The following is a 17,471-nucleotide window of genomic DNA, read 5'->3' as shown; positions in this document are numbered from 1 at the left end:
GATTGCATTTCAAGTTGGAATCAGAAGAAACCCAATGGATTGATGTCGTAGCTCACCAGCAAATTCTTGGTCTGCTGGTAGTGATCGAGCATCATCTTGTGGTTCTCACGCCCCACGCCCGACTTCTTGTAGCCGCCAAACGCCGCATGCGCCGGGTACAGGTGATAACAGTTGGTCCACACGCGGCCAGCCTTGATCGCCCGGCCCATGCGGTAGGCGCGGTTGATGTCGCGGGTCCACAGCCCGGCGCCGAGGCCGAATTCGCTGTCGTTGGCAATGGCCAGGGCTTCGGCTTCGTCCTTGAAGGTGGTGATACCCACCACCGGGCCGAAGATTTCTTCCTGGAACACGCGCATCTTGTTGTGGCCCTTGAGCAGGGTCGGCTGGATGTAATAACCGCTGGACAGGTCGCCTTCCAGGCGCTCGGCCGCGCCGCCGGTGAGCAGCTCGGCGCCCTCTTCCTGGGCGATCTTGAGGTAGGAGAGGATCTTGTCGTATTGCTGCTCGGACGCCTGGGCGCCGACCATGGTCTCGGTATCCAACGGGTTGCCGCGCTTGATCTTGACGATCTTCTTCATCACCACTTTCATGAAGTCGTCGTAGATCGACTCCTGCACCAGCGCCCGCGACGGGCAGGTGCACACTTCGCCCTGGTTGAAGAACGCCAACACCAGGCCTTCGGCGGCTTTTTCGATGAATTGCGGCTCGGCCTGCATGATGTCTTCGAAGAAGATGTTCGGCGACTTGCCGCCCAGTTCCACGGTAGACGGAATGAGGTTCTCGGCGGCCGCGTGCATGATGTGCGCACCGATTGGGGTCGAGCCGGTAAAGGCGATCTTGGCGATGCGCTTGCTGGTGGCCAGTGCCTCCCCGGCTTCGCGGCCAAAGCCCTGCACGATATTCAGCACGCCCGGTGGCAGCAGGTCATTGATCAGCTCGGCAAACACCATGATCGACAGCGGTGTCTGCTCGGCCGGCTTGAGCACGATGCAGTTACCGGCAGCGAGGGCCGGGGCGAGTTTCCACGCGGCCATCAGCAGCGGGAAGTTCCACGGAATGATCTGCCCGACCACGCCCAATGGCTCATGGAAGTGATAGGCCGCGGTGTGTTCGTTGATCTCGGCGGCGCCGCCTTCCTGGGCGCGGATGCAGCCGGCGAAGTAGCGAAAGTGGTCAGCGGCCAGGGGCACGTCGGCGTTGAGGGTTTCGCGCACGGCCTTGCCGTTGTCCCAGCTTTCGGTCACGGCCAGTACTTCGAGATTCTGCTCGATACGGTCGGCGATTTTCAGCAGTACCAGGGAGCGATCCTGGGGCGACGTCTTGCCCCAGGCGTCGGCGGCGGCATGGGCGGCGTCGAGGGCTTTGTCGATATCGGCAGCGTTGGAGCGCGGGAATTCGGCGATCGCTTCACCGGTCACTGGCGAGGTGTTGGTGAAATACTCACCGCTCAGCGGGGCGACGAACTCTCCGCCGATGTAATTTCCGTAGCGCTGCTTGAAGCTGACGATAGCGCCAGGGGTGCCAGGTTGTGCGTAGATCATGTTAAAGCCTCTGTCTGGGTCCGGGCCTGTCGGTCAACAGGCGATGACCCGATAGTAAAGAGCCCCCGTTGCCGGGCGAATGCGCCGTTGGCAGGGGGGCACTTGTCATTTGGTCGTAGATTCAGTGTTTGGCGACCAGCTCTTTGGGCAGCTTGAAGGTCCAGAGCATGCCGCCCTGGTTGAAGTCCTTGATGCGCTTGGCCACCTCACCGCCCCACAACGGCACCGCGCCGCCCCAGCCGGAGAGCACCGAGACGTACTGTTCGCCGTCCATTTCCCAGGTCACAGGCGAACCGAGCACGCCGGAGCCGGTCTGGAATTCCCAGACCTTCTCGCCAGTCTTGGCGTTGAATGCTTGCAGGAAACCTTCCGGCGTACCGGTGAACACCAGGTTGCCCTTGGTGGTCAGCACCCCGCCCCACAGCGGCGCGAAGTTCTTGTGGCGCCAGACTTCCTTACCCGTCTTAGGATCGATGGCGCGCAGTACGCCGATGTAGTCTTCGTTCAACGGCTTGATAGTGAAGCCCGCGCCGAGGAACGCCGCGCCTTTCTTGTAGGCGATACCTTCGTTCCAGATGTCCATGCCCCACTCGTTGGACGGCACGTAGAACAGCCCGGTGTCACGGTTGTAGGCCATCGGCATCCAGTTCTTCGCACCGAGGAACGCCGGTGCGACAAACACCGAAGTGCCCTTGGTTTCGCTGCCCGGCGCACCTGGGCGGCTGGCTTCGTTGTAGATCGGACGACCGTCCTTATCCAGGCCCGTGGCCCAGGTGATCTTGTCGACAAACGGGAAGCCTCGGATGAACTTGCCGTTGGTGCGATCGAGCACGTAGAAGAAGCCGTTACGGTCGGCGGTGGCCGCCGCTTTGATTTCCTTGCCACCTTCGGTGTAGTTGAAGGAGACCAGCTCGTTGACGCCGTCATAGTCCCAACCGTCGTGGGGCGTGCTCTGGAAGTGCCACTTGATGGTGCCGTCGTCCGGGTTCAGCGCCAGGCGCGAGGACGAGTAAAGGTTGTCGCCAGGGCGCAGGTGCGAGTTCCACGGCGCCGGGTTGCCGGTGCCGAACAGCAGCAGGTTGGTTTCCGGGTCGTAATAGCCGCCCAGCCACGGTGCCGCGCCGCCGGTTTTCCACAAATCCCCCGGCCAGGTCTTGCCCGCCTCGCCGCCGGAGATGCCGTTTTCCACAGCCTTGCCGTCTTTGTAGACATAACCCATATGGCCTTCGACGGTCGGGCGACTCCACAGCAGCTCGCCGTTTTTCGGGTCATAGGCCTGGATCTTGCCGACCACGCCGAATTCGCCACCGGCCACGCCGGTGATCAGCTTGCCGTTGACCACCAGGGGCGCGGCGCTGATCGAGTAGCCTTCCTTGTGGTCGGCGACTTGCTTGCTCCACACCACTTTGCCGGTGTCTTTGTTCAGCGCCACCAGCTTGGCGTCGAGGGTGCCGAAGAACACCAGGTCGCCGTACAGCGCCACACCACGGTTGATCACGTCACAGCACGGGCGGATGTCATCGGGCAGACGCGCATCGTACTGCCAGAGTTTCTTGCCGGTGCGCGCATCCACCGCGAACACCCGCGAGTAGGAACCGGTGAGGTACATCACCCCGTCCTTGATCATCGGCTGCGCCTGTTGCCCACGCTGCTTTTCGCCGCCAAAGGAAAACGCCCAGACCGGGCGCAGTTCCTTGACGTTGTCGACGTTCAGGGTGTCGAGGGGGCTGTAGCGCTGGCCCTGCACGCCCAGGCCGTTGGTGACGATCTGCCCGGGGTTTTTCGGGTCCTGGAGGATGTCCTCATCGGTGACCGAGGCCATGGCCTGGCCGGATAACAGGATGGCACCGAGCAACACACTCAAGGCGAAGGGTTGGCGACGTGCGGGTTGGGTCATGACGGCTACCTCTGCGGTTTTTTGTTATACCCGGGAAATTTTCCCGGTCTGGTGCAGATTCTTGGGCGCAGGGGCCATTGTCACAATTGACCGCAGTATCGAGTTTGCTAGTTCCTTAGTAGCGGTTGCATCTGCTCGCGCTCGTAACGCGGGTACAGGTGGCTGACGCTGCGGATCAGTTCATAGCGGCTCAGGCTGATCGCGGCGAAGCGTTCGGGGATGGGGCTGCGGATCATCTCGGCCATGTCGTTGCCCTTGGCAGCGCCGTCACGCAGCAGTTGATCGAGCCAGGTCAGGTAGTCGCGCATTTGCGTGAAGGGTTGCGCGTCGCTGGCCACCGGGCCATGGCCCGGCACGATCAGGGTCCAGGGCAAGGCTTGCAGGGTGCCGAGGTCGGCCAGCCACACCGTCAGCCCCGGGCTGTTGGGGGTGGTGAGCGCGCGTTGGTAAAACACCAGGTCGCCGGCGAACAGCACGCCGGTGCTCTGGTCGAAAATCGCCAGGTCGGCGCCGGTATGGCCGGTGAGCGCGAGCAGGCGCAAGTCGTGCCCGCCGACGCTCAGCACACCGGGTTCCAGCACCTGAGTGGGCAACACCACCTCAGTGCCGCGCATCCAGTCGCCGACCATGCGGTAGAGGTTTTCCGCCATGCCGTCGCCCTGCTCATGCAGCAGCCGCGTGGTCTCGGCCAGGGCGCCGATGGGCACGTCCTTGAAGGCCTGGTTGCCCAGCGCATGGTCGGGGTGATGATGGGTAATCAGCACCTGGATCACCGGCTTGGGGGTGACGCGGGCGATGGCCTCGCGCATCGCCTCGCCGTAGCGCCGCGACGGCCCGGTGTCGATCACCACCACGCCGGCCTCGGTGACGATGAAGGCGGTGTTGACGATATTGCCGCCATTGGTCTTGGCAAAATTGTCGGTGCTGCCTTCGAGTAGCCAGGTGTCGTCGGCGATCAGCCGGGGCTTGAGGGCGTAATCGAGATCTGCCAGGGCGGGCAAGCTCAGGCCCAGGCACAACAATAGAATCCAGCGCATGCCGCGCTCCTTCTGGTCAGGGGATGGCCGCGTCGAACTCGTTGCCGCTGTTGTCACGCAGCACCAGTCGGGTGGGCCCCGGCGCGTCGATGTCGAAGGCCAGGTTGGGGTTCTCGCTAACCGCCGGGAACAGCTCAAGATCAGCCAGCACTTGGCCGTCCTGGCCGCGCAGTTGCGCATGGTTGATAAAAAACTCGGGGATGCCGCTGACCATGCCGTTGTCCATCGGGTGCGCCACCTGCACACGCACGCGGCTGAACTCGCCGCGCGGGTAACGGCCGCCGAGCACTTCGCCGATGTGCTCTTCCCAACCCGGCTGGGTGCGTACCACGCTGGGCGCGGTGCAGCCGCCGCCGGCCGCGTCGATCAGGGTCGAGCCCACATGCCACAGCCCGTCATCGGTGAGCACCGCCGCCCGCAACGGCGTGGCCTGCTCGATACGAATCCGCAGCGACAGCCACGGCAGCACGCCGGCCTTGGGCTGGAAGTCGACGATTTTCGGCAATGGGTTGAGCTCGGCCCAGGCGAGGATTTTCACCACATGGCCGTTGAAGGCGCGGGCGTCGATTTCCAGCGGCACCTGGCGCGCATCTTCGGCGAACGGCGGCGCCAGCAGCTTGACCCGGTCGTCGAACACGAACGGCGCCTCGGCCAGGAACTGCTTGTGATAGAACGCCCACATCACCGACGGCACCGGGTCGACCTCCACGGCGTGAGCCGCCAGCGGCAGCCAACACGCCAAGATGCAGCTCAGTCGCCAGTTCATCGCCTGCTCCTATTGATACATCTCGGGGACTTCGTACTGCAGGCCGTAACGGGCATAGATAGCTTGCACTGCGCCGTCGCGGATCAGGCCTTCCAGCGCCTCTTCCACCGCGTAGGCCAGCTGGCGATTGCTCTCGTGCACCGCCATGCCGATCTCCCAGCGTTGCTTGCCCATGTTCGGGTAGGCGTTTTCGGCGAGGGCCAGTTGCGGGTCGTGGGCTTCATGCACCTGCCAATCGACTTCGCCGCGCATCGCCATCACCGCATCGACCTCACCGGCTTTCATCGCCGCAAAGGCCTGGGGGACGTCGGGGTAGTGATGGGTCTTGGCGGCGAGCATGCCGTTGAACACCGAGGTGAGGTAGAACGACGGCACGCTGTCGACTTCGACGCCAATCGGGTGCTGCTCGAACACCGCCACGCTGGCGACCGTGTCCAGGCGCCGACGGTCATAGGCCACCTGCCATTGTTCGTTCTGGTACGGCCCGAACATCACCACATGGCCGTTTTCCAGTTCGCCCTGGTCGTTGCGCTTTTGTGCGTAATCGCGATCGTAGGGCGCGCGCATCATCAGGTCGGCCAGTTGCTGGTTGTGCAACTGGCTGCCGCGCCAGATGTAGTCGCGCAGGTCGTCATCGAGCTTCTCGCCGGCCGGCGCCCAGATCAACTTGAGCTTTACCCCCAGCGCCGTGGCCAGGGCCTGGGCCAGTTCCACATCGACCCCCCGCGCGTTGGCGCCGTCTTCGAAACTGTAGGGGGCGAAGTCCTTGTACACCGCCACCTTGATTTCGCCGTCAGCGATCATCTGGTCATAGCTGCGCACCTGCGCCTGTGCCGGCTGGCAACACAGCAGGGCCAGGCCAAGCACATAAGCGAACAGGCGCATGGCTTACTCCTCGACGTGCACGCTGTCCAAGTAGGTGCGCACCGCCCACAAGGCTTCCTGGCTCAGGTAGTCGGCCATTTTGGGCATGTACACGCGGCCGTCACGCACCGCGCCATGGCGCACACGCTCGACGAACCACTCATCACCGGCTTCGCCCACATCGAGCATGCGCAGGTCGGGGGCGATACCGCCGGACTTGGCTTCCAGGCCGTGGCAGGCGGCGCAGTTCTGGTTGTAGGCGGACGAGCCGATTTCCACGGCCCGATCGTGTTCCGGTGAGGTGCGGTACGGATTGACCGCCGCCCAGCCGTCTTCGTTGACCGGCACGCCGGCGTCCTTGATCGAAGTCAGGCCCTTGGTTTCCACCGCTTGCGGGACCACGTTGCCATGGGCCCAAACAGAGCCGGCGCCGAATACACCCACCAACAGGCCAGCCACGAGCCAGGCATTGTGTTTTGTTGTCATTATTTTTGCCCTCAGGATTGCACGCAAAACCTCATTGCAGAGGCTATGGCAACCATCTTAGAAACCCCGGGGCATGGGCCGTATGCTGCTTTGGTGGCCGCCCTCTCCTCCCTTGGTAGTAGGGCTTGTGGGGCACACCTAAAACAGCGGCGGTCCGGGAAGTCTTCCCGGCCACAGCGGGACTTTTTCCGTATCCGCCCGGCGCCCCGGCGTTCCACCCTGTGCAGGCCAAAACCTCCACTGGGAACTGCAACCATGACAATAAGATCGCTACCCGCCCGCTCACCTTTAAGCCTTGCCGTGCAAGCCTTTATGCTGGTGGGCAGCCTGTCCCTCAGTGCTGCAACCTTCGCAGCCGCCGAGCCTGCCAAATCGACACGCAACGTCACCTGGGAAGACATTGCCAACGACCACCTGACCACCAAGGACGTGCTGCAATACGGCATGGGCACCAACGCACAGCGCTGGAGCCCGCTGGCCCAGGTCAACGACAAGAACGTGTTCAAACTCACCCCGGCTTGGTCCTATTCCTTTGGCGACGAGAAACAGCGCGGCCAGGAATCCCAGGCCATCGTCAGCGATGGCGTGGTGTACGTCACCGGCTCCTACTCCCGCGTGTTCGCCCTGGATGCAAAGACCGGCAAGCGCCTGTGGACCTACAACCACCGCCTGCCCGACAACATTCGCCCGTGCTGTGACGTGGTCAACCGTGGTGCGGCGATCTTCGGCGACAAGATCTACTTCGGCACCCTCGACGCGCGCCTGATCGCCCTCGACAAAAACACCGGCAAAGTGGTGTGGAACAAGAAATTCGGCGACCACGCCGCCGGCTACACCATGACCGGCGCCCCGGTGCTGATCAAAGACAAGGTCAGCGGCAAGGTGCTGCTGATCCACGGCAGCTCAGGCGATGAATTCGGCGTGGTCGGCCAGCTGTTTGCCCGCGACCCCGACACCGGTGAAGAAGTGTGGATGCGCCCGTTCGTGGAAGGCCATATGGGCCGCCTCAACGGCAAGGACAGCACCACCACCGGCGACGTCAAGGCCCCTTCGTGGCCGGATGACCCGACCACCGAAACCGGCAAGGTCGAGGCCTGGAGCCACGGTGGCGGCGCGCCTTGGCAGAGCGCGAGCTTCGATGCCGAGACCAACACCATCATCGTCGGCGCCGGCAATCCTGGCCCGTGGAACACCTGGGCACGCACCGCCAAGGACGGCAACCCCCACGACTTCGACAGCCTCTACACCTCGGGCCAGGTTGGCGTCGACCCGAGCACCGGCGAAGTGAAATGGTTCTACCAGCACACCCCGAACGATGCCTGGGACTTCTCCGGCAACAACGAACTGGTGCTGTTCGACTACAAGGACAAGGACGGCAAAGTGGTCAAGGCCACCGGCCACGCCGACCGCAACGGCTTCTTCTACGTGGTGGACCGCAACAACGGCAAGCTGCAGAACGCCTTCCCGTTTGTCGACAACATCACCTGGGCCAGTCATATCGACCTGAAGACCGGGCGTCCGGTAGAAAACGAAGGCCAGCGTCCGGCCAAGCCATTGCCGGGTGAAACCAAAGGCAAGCCGGTGGAAGTCTCGCCGCCGTTCCTGGGTGGCAAGAACTGGAACCCCATGGCCTACAGCCAGGACACCGGCCTGTTCTACATTCCGGGCAACCAGTGGAAAGAGGAATACTGGACCGAAGAGGTCAACTACAAAAAGGGCTCGGCGTACCTGGGCATGGGTTTCCGCATCAAGCGCATGTATGACGACCACGTCGGCACCCTGCGCGCGATGAACCCGACTACCGGCAAGGTGGTGTGGGAGCACAAGGAAGCCTTGCCACTGTGGGCCGGCGTGTTGGCCACCAAGGGCAACCTGGTGTTTACCGGCACCGGCGACGGTTTCTTCAAGGCCTTCGACGCCAAAACCGGCAAGGAGCTGTGGAAGTTCCAGACCGGCAGCGGCATCGTCTCGCCGCCGATCACCTGGGAACAGGATGGCGAACAGTACATCGGCGTGACCGTCGGCTATGGCGGCGCGGTGCCGTTGTGGGGCGGCGACATGGCCGAGCTGACCAAACCGGTGGCGCAAGGCGGGTCTTTCTGGGTGTTCAAGATTCCGAGCTGGGATAACAAGACCGCGCAAAAATAGCCCCCGCGAGAATGCCGCGCCGCCTTTTGTAGCAAGCGGGTTCCCTTGTGGTGAGCGGGCTTGCCCCGCGCTCGGCTGCGCAGCAGTCGTAGAACCTGAGCGCACGCAGGTGCTGGAGGAATGCCAGGGCCGCTTCGCAGCCCAGCGCGGGACAAGCCCGCTCACCACAACAATCCCGCTCACCACAGGATCTCCAGAGGTCTCGCAATGAACTACCTGCCCTTGTTACTCCTGTTATCCCTTACCCCTGGCCCACGCCGACGATGGCGACGATGGCGACGACGCCCAGAAGTAACCCGTCAGAAAATGCCGGGCCGCGTTTTTTTGTGGTGAGCGGGCTTGCCCCGCGCCGAGCGCGGGGCAAGCCCGCTCACCACAACAATTCCGCTCACCACAGGATCTCCAGAGGTCTCGCAATGAACTACCTGCCCTTGCTACTCCTGTTATCCCTACCCCTGGCCCACGCCGACGATGGCGACGACGCCCCGTTGATCATCAACGGCTGCACCATCGCCGAACACAGCCGATGCCCCGGCGCCAACCTCAAGGGCGCCAACCTTCGAAATCAGAACCTGAGCAAAATGAACCTGGCAGGCGCTGACCTGCGCGATGCAGATCTGCGCCATGCCAACCTCGACCTGGCCAACCTGGAAAAGGCCCAGCTGCAAGGCGCCAACCTGACCCGCGCCAGCCTGCAACAAAGCAACCTGCGCCTGGCGGACTTTAGCGGCGCCACGCTGATGGCGATCCAGGGTTGGGGCCTTTTCGCCCAAGGCGCCCAGTTCGAAAACGCCAACCTCAGTGCGGCCTACCTGCAATTTGCACGGCTGTCAGGGGCCAAAATGCACAAGGCCAACCTGCGTGCGGCCGACCTGGAGATGACCTGGCTGAGCAAGGCCGACTTGCAAGGTGCTGACCTCAGCGACGCCAATCTGCAGGAAGCGAAGTTCGGCGAGAGCAACCTTGAAAACGCCACGCTGACCGGCAGTCGCCAGCACTATGCAAATTTCCAGGATGCCAATATGGAAGGCTGCCAGGATTGCCCAACGACCTGGGATCGCTGAAACGACGCCATTGAAATGTGGGAGGGGGCTTGCTCCCGATAGCGGTGGGTCAGTGACAGATGAGCTGACTGATACACCGCTATCGGGAGCAAGTCGAATCGTCGCACCGCCCCTCCCACAGTGGGTTTGTGCACACCCAATTATCCAACCACCCGCACCACCCCCATGTCGATTCCCAGGTGCACCAGCTCGGCATGGGAGCTCACCTGCAGTTTGCTCTTGAGCAAGGTCAGGTGATTGGACACGGTCTTGCTGCTGATATTCAGCTGGTCGGCAATCGCTCGGGTGGGCGTGCCTTTGGCCAGCATCAGGAAGATTTCCAGTTCGCGCGGGGTCATGCCCTGCAAGCGTTGATCACTGGGGGTGTAGGCCAGTTCGGTGGCCAGGGCCTGTTCGATATAGGCGTGGCCGTCGAGGATGCGCCGCACGGCTTCAATCAACACCTCGGGCGCTGAGCTTTTGGTCAGGTAACCGGAGGCTCCGGCGTCCAACGCCTGGCGCACCAGCGGCAGCTCGTCGTGCATGCTGAAAAACAGCACGCGCAATTGTGGCAAGCGCTGGCGCAGGCGGCGCGTGGTTTCCAGGCCGCTGATGCCTGGCAGGCCGAAGTCCATGATCACCAGATGCGGCACCGCCTCCTGCACCCGGCTCAGGGCCTCTTCGCCACTGGCCGCTTCGCGTACTTCGACCGCTGGCAGCAGCGCGCGCAGCAGGCTGGCATAGCCTTGGCGCACCACGGCGTGGTCATCCACCAACAGAATATTCATGAGGCCTCCAACGGCATGTTCAACGCCAGCGCCCAACCGCCGCCGGGGTGGCTGATGATCTTTAATTCGCCGCCCAGGCAGCGGGCGCGTTCGGCCATCGAATACAGGCCCACGCCGGGCCGCTGGGGCGTGACTGCACCGCGACCGTTATCACGCACCCACAGGCGCAGACGTGACCCCCGGTGTTGCAGGCGCACGCGCACCTGGCTGGCATCGGCATGCCGCAGGATGTTGGTCAGCGCTTCCTGGAGCAGGCGGTACAGGTGAGTTTTGTTGGCGCCGGACAACGCCGGCAGGTCGGCACTGACCTGCAATTGGCAGGGAATCCCATGGCTGGCCTGCCACTGCGTTACCAGCATCGAGAACGCCTCGCCCATCGGCAAGTGTTGCAACGCCACCGGGTAGAGGTCGTGGACCAGGGCGCGGAAACCTTGCTGCAAGTGCTCGCAATGATCTTCCAGCAGCCCCACCGTACGGGTCAGCACGTGCGGCTGATCGGCGACCAGCCGCAACAGGCAGGCCTGGGCGCGAATGCCGGCCAGGTATTGGCCGAGGTCATCGTGCAGGGTCTGGGCCAAGTGGGTGCGCTCCTGCTCCTGCACCGCCAGCAGGGTCTGGGTGAGCCGGGTGTTATCGGTGCGCGCCTGCTCCAGGGCGTCGGTCATGCGGTTGAAGTGCAGCGCCAGTTGCCGTGCTTCCGGCGCGCCTTCACCGCGCAGGCGCACGTTGAGCTGGCCGGCGCACACCTGTTGCAGGGCGCGCAGCAATTCATCGAGTACGCCCATGCCCCGCCGCACGGCCCAGCGGATAGTCAACAGACTCAGGGCCAACGCCAGGGCGCACAGGCCCAACAGTTGTTGCAAGGAATCCCAGACTTCGTCGATTTCATCCCGTGGGTCGACGGCGATGGACACGCGCCGACCGTCCGGCAAGTCCAGCACCTGGGCACTGCGTCGCGCCTCGACGAACAGCAGGCGCCCAAGCCAGGCGTCCAGCCCGTCCGAGGCCGGCGCTTGGGCGGTGTCGCCGCTCGCCAGCCAGTGCACGCGTACATGACGCAAACTCGCGGTGAGGTGGGGTTGCAGGCTGGCCGGGTCGCGCTCGGCGGTTTCACTCAGGTAGTGCACCACCGCTTCGGCCGATTGCAACTCGCGCTCCACATCGGCCAGGGCCTGGTGCAGCAACAGCGCGGTGCAGGCGCAGGTCACCAGGGCGAAGAAGCCGCAGACCCATAGATTGATGCGCCACAACGCCGACATAGCCAACTCCCGAACAACACACTGAAGCGTCATGCTAAGACCGCTTCACGCGCTGCGAGCTACTACCTTGGTACTGCCCCAGCGCTACTTTCTGCATATTTGCAGCGACCTTAAGGCTTTCTATGCTGGCGCTTCCTGTCATGGAGTGCCTTATGCGCCAGCTCGCCCCTTACGCCGTGATCTATCTGCTGGCGATTGCTTGCGCAGCCGGGGTGGCCACCGCCAGCCAGGCCGCCGAGCCCTTGCAGGTGCAGATCGGCTACTTGGGTTATCGGCCCGATCCAGGCCCGCTGCTGTCGAATGTAATTCCCGAGCCCATCGATGCCGGGCAGCGCGGCGCCGAACTGGCGATCATCGACAGCAACAGCACCGGCGCCTTTCTCAACCAGCGCTACAGCCTGACGACCGCCACGGTTGATACGCCGGACGCCCTGCTCGCCGCCGCCCGAGCCCAGCATGCCCAGGGCCTGCGTTTGTTCGTGGTCAACGCCCCCGCCGCAAGCCTTCGCCAACTCAGCGCCGCGTTGCCTGACAGCCTGCTGTTCAATGCCGGCAGCCCGGATGACAGCCTGCGCAGCACCGACTGTCTGGGCAACGTGCTGCATACGCTGCCCAGCCGGGCGATGCTCGCCGATGCGCTGGCGCAGTTCCTGGTCGTCCGTAAATGGCAGAAAGCGTTGTTGATCGTCGGCCCCACCGAGGATGACCAAGCCTACGCCGCCGCCCTGCGCCGCGCCGCCAAACGCTTCGGCGTGCGTCTGGTGGCGGAGAAAGCCTGGCGCTTCGATAACGACCAACGCCGCAGCGCCCAGGCGGATATGCCGCTGTTCACCCAAACCGCCGAATACGACGTGGTGCTGGTGGCCGACGAGCGCGGCGACTTCGGCGAGTACGTGCCCTACCAGACCTGGTACCCGCGCCCCGTCGCCGGCACCCAGGGCCTGACGCCCACCGGTTGGCACAAGACCGTCGAGACCTACGGCGCCGCTCAACTGCAGAAACGCTTCGAGGCCCTGGCCGGACGTTGGATGAACGATCGCGACTTCGCCGCCTGGATGGCCGTGCGCAGCGTCGCCAGCGCGGTGAGCAAGTTGCGTCAGGTCGAGCCCATGGCGATCCGTGATCTGGAAATCAGCGAGCAACTGCCCCTGGATGGCTTCAAGGGCCGCAAGCTCAGTTACCGCGCCTGGAACGGCCAATTGCGCCAACCGATTCCCATCGTGCAACCCCGCGCGTTGGTCAGCACATCGCCCCAGGAAGGCTTCCTGCACCCCACTAACGAAATGGACAGCCTGGGCTATGACAAACCCGAGGTGACCTGCCGCTTCCCTTGATCACCTAACCACAATAATAAGGAATCCGCCATGCGCCGCACCCTGCTCTCATGCGCCCTGCTGCTTGCCGCCGGGCACGCCGTGGCCAGTACCGCCTGGGTCTCCAACGAGAAAGACAACAGCCTGAGCCTGATCGACATGCAGACCCTGCAAGTCACCGACACCCTCAAAGTCGGCCAGCGCCCGCGAGGCTTGCTGCTGTCCCATGACAATAAGCTGCTGTACATCTGCGCCAGCGACTCGGACCGCGTGCAGGTGATGGACGTGGCCACGCGCAAGATCATCAAGGAACTGCCCTCCGGCAAAGACCCCGAGCAGTTCGCCCTGCACCCCAATAACCGCTGGCTGTACGTGTCCAACGAAGACGATGCGCTGGTCACCGTGATCGACACCGAGACCTCCAAAGTGCTCGGCCAGATCAACGTCGGCGTCGAACCCGAAGGTATGGCCGTCAGCCCGGACGGCAAGTGGGCGGTGAACACCAGCGAAACCACCAACATGCTGCACTGGATCGACACCAGCACCCAGACCCTGGCCGACAGCACCCTGGTGGACCAGCGCCCGCGCTTCGTCGAGTTCAACCACGATGGCTCGCAGCTGTGGGCCTCGGCAGAAATCGGCGGCACCGTGACCATCCTCGACGTGGCCAGCCGCGCGATCCTCAAGACCCTGACCTTCAAGATCAAGGGCGTGCACCCGGACAAAGTCCAGCCGGTCGGCATCAAGCTCAGCGCCGACGGCAAATACGGTTTTGTCGCCCTCGGCCCGGCGAACCATGTGGCCGTGATCGACGCCAAGACCTTCGAGGTCCTCGACTACCTGTTGGTGGGCCGCCGCGTGTGGCAGATGGCATTTACCCCGGACGAGAAACAGTTGCTCGCCACCAACGGCGTGAGCGGTGATGTGTCGGTGATCGACGTGGACAGCCTCAAGGTGGTCAAGTCGGTGAAAGTCGGGCGTTACCCGTGGGGTGTGGTGGTGACGCCATGAACGCCCTGGAGGTGCGCGACGTGAGCTTCGCCTATGGCGCACGGCAGGCCTTGTGCGAGGTGAGTTTCAGCCTGGCGCAAGGGCGTTTTGCGGCATTGCTGGGGCCCAATGGCGCCGGCAAATCCACCTTGATCGCCCTGCTCACGCGGCTGTATGACCTGCAAAGCGGCGACATTCGCGTGGGCGGTCATTCCCTGCGCGATGCGCCGCGCGCCGCCCTTAAGCAACTGGGCGTGGTATTCCAACAAAGCACCCTGGACCTGGACTTGAGCGTTGAGCAGAACCTGCGCTACCACGCCGCGCTGCACGGTTTGTCGCGGCGCCAGACAGACCTGCGCGTAGCCGCCGAACTGGCACGCCAGGCCCTCACCGAACGGCGCCGCGAAAAAGTCCGCGAGCTCAACGGCGGGCACCGGCGCCGCGTAGAAATCGCCCGCGCCCTGCTGCACGAACCGCGCGTGCTGTTGCTCGACGAAGCCAGCGTCGGCCTCGACCCGGCCAGCCGCCTGGCGCTGAACCAGCATGTGCGCAGCCTGTGCGCCGAGCACGGCATCAGCGTGCTGTGGACCACTCACTTGCTCGACGAAGTGCAGGCCAACGATGCACTGATGATTCTGCACCAAGGCCGCCTGGTGGCCAGCGGGCAAGTTGATGAGTTGATCCAGCAACAAGGCGGCGACCTGGGCAGTGTGTTCGCCCGATTGACCCGACCCACTGTGACGGGAGCCGCCGCATGAACGCTTACTGGCAATGCCTGCGCGGCATCGTGCTGCGTGAGTGGCTGCGTTTTGTGTTGCAGCGCACGCGCTTTCTCAGCGCCCTCGTGCGCCCGTTGCTGTGGCTGGTGGTGTTCGCCGCCGGGTTCCGTGCCGCGTTGGGCATCTCGGTGATCGAGCCCTACGACACCTACATCCCCTACGAGGTCTACATCATTCCGGGACTGGCCTGCATGATCCTGCTGTTCAACGGCATGCAGGGCTCGTTGTCGATGGTCTACGACCGCGAGATGGGCAGCATGCGCGTGTTACTGACCAGCCCGTTGCCGCGCACGTTTTTGCTGTGCAGCAAACTGTTGGCCACGGCATTGATCTCGCTGTTGCAGGTATACGGATTCCTGGCGATTGCCTGGGTCTACGGCGTGCAACCGCCAGCCATGGGCCTGTTGACTGCCCTGCCGGCGTTGCTGCTGGTGGCGTTGATGCTCAGTGCATTGGGCCTTCTGCTGTCGAACGCGATTCGCCAATTGGAGAACTTTGCCGGGGTGATGAATTTCGTGATTTTCCCGCTGTTTTTCCTGTCGTCGGCGTTGTACCCGCTGTGGAAAATGCGCGACTCCAGCGAATGGCTGTACTGGCTGTGCGCGGTCAACCCGTTTACCCACGCCGTGGAACTGGTGCGCTTTGCCCTGTATGAACGCTTCGCCGGCCTGGCCCTGGCGGTGTGCCTGGGGTTGACCCTGTTGTTCACGCTGCTGGCGGTGCTGACCTTCAATCCCCAGCATGCCGCACTGCGCAAAAAAGGCTGAAGCCGATAAAACTACTACTTTGGTACTGGTTTTCCTGTCTATCGTCGCATTCCCAAGGGCTCGGGACTCACGTGTAATGCGCGCATAACGATAAGGATTGCCCTGCCATGCTGCACGCCCGACTGCCTCTGTTGGCACTGCTGTGCCTGTTCGTCGCCCACGTCCAGGCCGACACCCCACTGTTTTCCGCCGACGGCTACCGCATCAGCCTGTACCGCAGCCCCACGCCCGACCACCTGCCTGGCGCCACGATTGTCGACACCGCGGCCCTGCAAACCCTGCTCGGCCAAAGCCCGGCGCCGGTGCTGATCGATGTGTACCGCCGCCAATGGCTGCAAGGCCGCTTCATCGAAGACCAGCCCCACGCCAACCTGCCCGGCAGCCACTGGCTGGCCAATACCGGCGACGGCGACCTCACGCCGGAGTGGCAAAGCTATTTCGTGCGCCACCTGTATGCCTACAGCGGCGGCGACCTCACGCGACCGTTGGTCTTCTATTGCCGCTCCGATTGCTGGCTGAGTTGGAACGCGGTAAAACGTGCCGCCAACCTCGGCTATACCTCTGTGTACTGGTATCGCGACGGTCTGGATGCCTGGGAGGCGGCGAAGCTGCCGGTGACGGTCGCCCAACCCGAGCCATTTCAAACATCACAATAAGAAAGGTGAACGGCCATGTACAAAATCCTGATTGCCGACGATCACCCACTGTTTCGCGAAGCGATCCATAACGTCATCAGCGACGGCTTTCCCGGCAGCGAAGTGATGGAAACCGCCGACCTCGACAGCGCCCTGGCGCTGACCCAGGAACACGACGACCTCGACCTGATCCTGCTGGACCTGAACATGCCCGGCATGCACGGCCTCAATGGCCTGATCAACCTGCGCAACGAGGCGCCGACCATTCCGGTGGTGATCGTCTCGGCCGAGCAGGACAAGCAGATCGTGCTGCAAGCCATCACCTATGGCGCCGTGGGTTTTATCACCAAGTCCTCGCCACGCCTGCAAATGACCGAGGCGATCCAGCAGATTCTCAACGGCAACGTGTACCTGCCGCCGGACATCATCCGCACCCAGAAGCCTGGCACCCACCGGCGCCTCAACGAAAACCCCGGCTTCGCCCCCGAACTGCTGCAAGCCCTGACACGCAAGCAATTGCTGGTGCTGGAGCGGATGACCAAGGGCGAGTCGAACAAGCAGATCGCCTACACCCTGGAGATTGCCGAGACCACCGTGAAGGCCCACGTGTCGGCGATCCTGCGCAAGTTGAACGTGCACAACCGGGTGCAGGCAATCCTCAGTGCCGGGGATATCGATTTCGGCTCATACCTGCGCCGCTGACCCGCCTGACACAACAGAGGTCAAATGTGGGAGGGGGCTTGCTCCCGATAGCGGTGGGTCAGTCGGCATCTACTTGACTGAAACACCGCCATCGGGGGCAAGCCCCCTCCCACACTTGATCTCCGTTTGTCAGGGACGACCGAGGGGTGGCTCGTGGCAGTCTTGGGCTTCATTGGCCGTACCAGAGCCGCCAATCTTCCAGACACAACACAAATAAAATGTGGGTGGGGGCTTGCTCCCGATAGCGGTGGGTCAGTCGACATCTACTTGACTGAAACACCGCCATCGGGGGCAAGCCCCCTCCCACACTTGATCTCCGTTTGTCAGGGCCGACCGAGCAGGTGGCTCGTGGCAGTCTTGAGCTTCATTGGCCGTACCTGCGCCGCCAATCCTCCAGACACAACACCGGTCAAATGTGGGAGGGGGCTTGCTCCCGATAGCGGTGGGTCAGTCGGC

Annotated in this window: 16 protein-coding genes; 8 read left to right on the top strand and 8 right to left on the bottom strand. The window is 63.3% G+C overall.

Annotated features, from left to right (window positions below):
* Nucleotides 1-20 precede the first annotated feature (20 nt).
* The 6 genes from AOA61_RS01285 to pedF form a co-directional block, all read right to left on the bottom strand.
* The gene (locus tag AOA61_RS01285) at nucleotides 21-1,541 is read right to left on the bottom strand and encodes an aldehyde dehydrogenase family protein (protein ID WP_032889961.1); all 1,521 of its coding nucleotides are present in this window, start codon (nucleotides 1,539-1,541) and stop codon (nucleotides 21-23) included.
* A 121-nt stretch (nucleotides 1,542-1,662) separates the two neighbouring features.
* Nucleotides 1,663-3,438 carry a PQQ-dependent methanol/ethanol family dehydrogenase gene (locus AOA61_RS01280; protein WP_032889964.1) on the bottom strand — a complete coding sequence of 592 codons (1,776 nt, stop codon included), beginning with the start codon at nucleotides 3,436-3,438 and terminating at the stop codon, nucleotides 1,663-1,665.
* Between the two features lie 107 nt (nucleotides 3,439-3,545).
* A complete protein-coding gene (locus AOA61_RS01275) occupies nucleotides 3,546-4,475 on the bottom strand; it encodes a quinoprotein relay system zinc metallohydrolase 1 (RefSeq protein ID WP_099600952.1) in 930 nt (309 codons plus the stop codon).
* A 16-nt stretch (nucleotides 4,476-4,491) separates the two neighbouring features.
* Nucleotides 4,492-5,241: a quinoprotein dehydrogenase-associated SoxYZ-like carrier gene (locus tag AOA61_RS01270; protein WP_092490238.1), complete on the bottom strand. Its 750-nt coding sequence runs from the start codon at nucleotides 5,239-5,241 to the stop codon at nucleotides 4,492-4,494.
* 9 nt (nucleotides 5,242-5,250) lie between these two features.
* The gene (locus AOA61_RS01265; RefSeq protein WP_032889969.1) at nucleotides 5,251-6,126 is read right to left on the bottom strand and encodes an ABC transporter substrate-binding protein; all 876 of its coding nucleotides are present in this window, start codon (nucleotides 6,124-6,126) and stop codon (nucleotides 5,251-5,253) included.
* A 3-nt stretch (nucleotides 6,127-6,129) separates the two neighbouring features.
* A complete protein-coding gene (gene pedF, locus AOA61_RS01260) occupies nucleotides 6,130-6,591 on the bottom strand; it encodes a cytochrome c-550 PedF (protein ID WP_032889971.1) in 462 nt (153 codons plus the stop codon).
* 255 nt (nucleotides 6,592-6,846) lie between these two features.
* Here pedF and exaA point away from each other — a divergent pair, with 255 nt between their 5' ends.
* Both exaA and AOA61_RS01250 read left to right on the top strand, forming a co-directional pair.
* Nucleotides 6,847-8,739 (top strand): quinoprotein ethanol dehydrogenase, encoded by a 1,893-nt coding sequence (gene exaA, locus AOA61_RS01255; RefSeq protein ID WP_032889973.1) that lies wholly within the window; start codon nucleotides 6,847-6,849, stop codon nucleotides 8,737-8,739.
* 416 nt (nucleotides 8,740-9,155) lie between these two features.
* A complete protein-coding gene (locus tag AOA61_RS01250; protein ID WP_099600951.1) occupies nucleotides 9,156-9,803 on the top strand; it encodes a pentapeptide repeat-containing protein in 648 nt (215 codons plus the stop codon).
* A 140-nt stretch (nucleotides 9,804-9,943) separates the two neighbouring features.
* Here AOA61_RS01250 and AOA61_RS01245 read toward each other — a convergent pair whose 3' ends face one another.
* Complete coding sequence (locus AOA61_RS01245; RefSeq protein ID WP_032889977.1) at nucleotides 9,944-10,570, bottom strand: response regulator transcription factor; 627 nt, start codon at nucleotides 10,568-10,570, stop codon at nucleotides 9,944-9,946.
* Nucleotides 10,567-11,829: a histidine kinase gene (locus tag AOA61_RS01240; protein ID WP_095184366.1), complete on the bottom strand. Its 1,263-nt coding sequence runs from the start codon at nucleotides 11,827-11,829 to the stop codon at nucleotides 10,567-10,569. The genes AOA61_RS01245 and AOA61_RS01240 overlap by 4 nt, the downstream gene beginning before the upstream one ends.
* A gap of 152 nt (nucleotides 11,830-11,981) precedes the next feature.
* Here AOA61_RS01240 and AOA61_RS01235 point away from each other — a divergent pair, with 152 nt between their 5' ends.
* From AOA61_RS01235 to AOA61_RS01210, 6 genes are all read left to right on the top strand, one after another.
* Entirely contained in the window at nucleotides 11,982-13,163 is a 1,182-nt protein-coding gene (locus AOA61_RS01235) for an ABC transporter substrate-binding protein (protein WP_099600950.1), read from the top strand.
* A 30-nt stretch (nucleotides 13,164-13,193) separates the two neighbouring features.
* Entirely contained in the window at nucleotides 13,194-14,153 is a 960-nt protein-coding gene (locus AOA61_RS01230; protein ID WP_099600949.1) for a YVTN family beta-propeller repeat protein, read from the top strand.
* Entirely contained in the window at nucleotides 14,150-14,890 is a 741-nt protein-coding gene (locus AOA61_RS01225) for an ABC transporter ATP-binding protein (protein WP_099600948.1), read from the top strand. Before AOA61_RS01230 ends, AOA61_RS01225 begins: the two co-directional genes overlap by 4 nt.
* Entirely contained in the window at nucleotides 14,887-15,678 is a 792-nt protein-coding gene (locus AOA61_RS01220; RefSeq protein WP_099600947.1) for an ABC transporter permease, read from the top strand. The genes AOA61_RS01225 and AOA61_RS01220 overlap by 4 nt, the downstream gene beginning before the upstream one ends.
* 107 nt (nucleotides 15,679-15,785) lie before the next feature.
* Nucleotides 15,786-16,334, top strand: a complete 549-nt coding sequence (locus AOA61_RS01215) for a PQQ-dependent catabolism-associated CXXCW motif protein (RefSeq protein WP_032889991.1) — start codon at nucleotides 15,786-15,788, stop codon at nucleotides 16,332-16,334.
* A gap of 15 nt (nucleotides 16,335-16,349) precedes the next feature.
* A complete protein-coding gene (locus tag AOA61_RS01210) occupies nucleotides 16,350-17,015 on the top strand; it encodes a response regulator transcription factor (RefSeq protein WP_032889994.1) in 666 nt (221 codons plus the stop codon).
* Nucleotides 17,016-17,471: the final 456 nt, after the last annotated feature.

The sequence above is a fragment of the Pseudomonas sp. 2995-1 genome (assembly GCF_002742505.1).
GTDB lineage: Bacteria > Pseudomonadota > Gammaproteobacteria > Pseudomonadales > Pseudomonadaceae > Aquipseudomonas > Aquipseudomonas sivasensis.
The sequence above is the reverse complement of the archived record's forward strand: the minus strand, read 5'-3'. Positions and strand labels throughout refer to the sequence as shown.